Source organism: Streptococcus mitis, assembly GCF_003942795.1.
GTDB lineage: Bacteria > Bacillota > Bacilli > Lactobacillales > Streptococcaceae > Streptococcus > Streptococcus mitis_BJ.
Map to the genome: position 1 here is coordinate 1 of NZ_RJNY01000043.1, position 2,676 is coordinate 2,676.

At 30.8% G+C, this 2,676-nt stretch carries 2 protein-coding genes and 2 pseudogenes; all 4 read left to right on the plus strand.

Annotation, left to right across the window (positions count from 1 at the left end; all coding sequences use genetic code 11):
• On the plus strand, positions 1–636 hold a 636-nt coding region (locus D8847_RS10295; RefSeq protein ID WP_221761515.1), incomplete at its 5' end, for a helical hairpin domain-containing protein.
• Positions 637–951: 315 nt separating this feature from the next.
• Positions 952–1,425 (plus strand): annotated as a pseudogene (locus tag D8847_RS10305) (ATP-binding cassette domain-containing protein); the annotation flags it as partial.
• A 261-nt stretch (positions 1,426–1,686) separates the two neighbouring features.
• Positions 1,687–1,941: pseudogene (locus tag D8847_RS10830) on the plus strand (transposase); the annotation flags it as partial.
• Between the two features lie 93 nt (positions 1,942–2,034).
• The gene (locus D8847_RS10315; RefSeq protein WP_125841477.1) at positions 2,035–2,667 is read left to right on the plus strand and encodes a condensation domain-containing protein; all 633 of its coding nucleotides are present in this window, start codon (positions 2,035–2,037) and stop codon (positions 2,665–2,667) included.
• The last annotated feature ends 9 nt before the right edge of the window (positions 2,668–2,676 follow it).

Here is a 2,676-nt window from a genome sequence, read left to right on the forward strand (position 1 = left end):
GATGGTATTTACATCAAGGTCAAGTTTGGTATTCGTCAGGAGGGGCTTATCTTTGTGCCGAATATGCAGCTCGATATTGAAGAGGAGAAGGTGAAAGTTTTTATTAGAGAAACTAGCTCCTACTATGTCTATCATAAAGACGATCCTGAGAAGAATCGCTACATGAAAGGTCGAACCTTGATTAGACAGTTCAGCTCTGAAAATCAAACGATTCCATTCCGCAGAAAAACGACAGTCGATATGATTAAAGAGAAGATTGAGGAAGTGTATACTTTACTTGAGCTGGATATGGATAAGCACTCTTATATTACAATTAAAGATGATTTAATTCATGAATTGGCAGCTTCAGAATTGAGAATCAATGCTTTGCAAGAACGAGTGACAACCTTAAATCAAGTAGCAGAATATTTACTGGCTTCAGTTGAAAATAAGCAAAAAATGAAATTGAATCTTTCAAAATTGAATATAACTGATAAAATTGGCATTGATGTTGTTGAGAAGGAATTGAATGAGTTAGGTATCCAGATAGAATTAGAGAGCAATAGATATGAAAATATCGTATTTAAAGTGAATAAGTTTATCAATCGTTTGAGTAAGAAAATTTCAAAAGAAGAAGGGATATGTTTTCAAAAATAGGAACCCAGACAACCATTATATAAAATGTGTATCTTTTATAAAACATATTTGGAATTATGATAATTTTTATTGCATCAGTCGTAGATTTAGTTATCACATACGATACAAAAAAATCATCATTTTGAGCAAATATCTCCTTATATTTATTCACTTATTTCCTTACTAGTTTTTTTATTGATTTGTTGGATAAATTCAACTGCTCAATGGTTTTATCTTATCGTTTACTCTTATTTATCATTTTTCTTTTCAATCTCTTTGCCAAGATGAACCTGACTTCAACTATCAAACTGGAGCAGGTGGAGAAATAAATCTGGAAAGACTACATTATTAAAAAGTATAGTAAATCAAGAAATAGATGGATATTTTTCAAAAGGTTTAAAAATTGGGTATTTTAGTCAAGAATTAAATACACTAGACCAAGATAAAACACTCTTTGATAATATATATGAAACAAGTAGTCATAATAAACAATTAATTATAAACTTTCTTGCAATGCTAGATTTAAAATTTGATAAAATATTTGTTCCGTTTGGCAAGCTCTCTGGGGGTGAGCAAGTTAAAGGCCAACTTGCATCAGTCCTTCTGAGCGATTCAAATTTTCTTATTTTAGATGAACCAACAAACTTTCTTGATATTACCTCACTTAATGCACTAGAAAAATTCTTATTAAGTTATCCAGGTTCGATACTTTTGGTTTGTCATGACACATATTTTCAAGAAAGATTACATTTTAAAAAGTTATGCATTCTAAATAATAACTTGCTTCTAGAGGAATACTTTGAAGGTTGATTTAGTAAACTAAATAGGTGAACCATTTTATTTTTTTGATAGCTAATCAATATCCATGATGTAAAAAGCAGCGTAAAATCGTTGCTTTTTTTCTTTGTACGACTTATCCCGTGAGGTCTCATGGGAGTAAATAAGACGTAGTAACAACTAATCATAAGAAGTACCCTCGCCTATTGTTGTTATCAACTTATTCTTCGTTGAATAACAATGGCTGGGGCAGGCTCTCAGCCGAAGCCATAGTAGTGATGAAATTTCTGTAATGGAAAGGAATTCTCTTGTTACCCTTTGATAGAAGATCTTGGTATTGATTTTTACTTTGAGGATACCTATGCTTCTTGGCAAAGGGGAAATAACGAAACCTCCAATGGTTTACTCAGAGAATATTCCCCTAAGAAGGCTGATTTAACAAGCTTTAGTGATGAAGACTTGTTCTCAGCACTGTTTCATATCAACCATCTACCACGCAAATGTTTAGGTTACAGAACACCCTTCGAGGTACTTTCAAATAAGTGGTAAAAATGTTGCACTTATTCTTGCAATTTATCTTTTAAAAAAATAGGGGTAATCAGAGAAACATGGGTGCTTCATACTAGAAAAAGCTTGTAAAGATTGAAAAAAGATGTAAAATGTTTGAAAATACAAAAAAACTATTTAAAGCTAGAATTTTCACAAGATAATTTAAAAGTGATTCAAAGTAATTTAAAAGTTGAGCGTTTTCTTTTATCACTAATTGTACGATGTTTTGCAATGATATCTCAAAAAAATAATATTCAAGTTATGTTAGAAGGGCATGGACGAATGTTTAAAGACTTTTTAGAAAATGTTATTGATGTAGTTGGGTGGTTTACTTCAGAATATCCAATAAATTTTGATGTAAAAAGAGATTTTGTTGCTCAATGTGATGAAATTGAAAGAAGAATGTTAGCAGTTCCAAATAATGGCCTCATGTATAGCAAGGTGAAAAAATCTTTATCAAAGGTTGCTTGCCCAGATATATTATTTAATTATTTGGGTGACTCTTTTGCAGATACTTCATGGAAAGTTTTAAAAAGAACTAATTATTCAATTAATAACATGATATCGGATAATAATTATCAAAAATCAATTTTTATGGTACTTCTTGAAAAGACAGACAATGCATTTGAAATTAGTATTACTAGCGACTCACAACACTATTCACTAGAATTCATGGAAGAGTTTTGTAAACTAGTCAAACAAGAATTTGAGAATTTTTTATCTTGAATATCATGG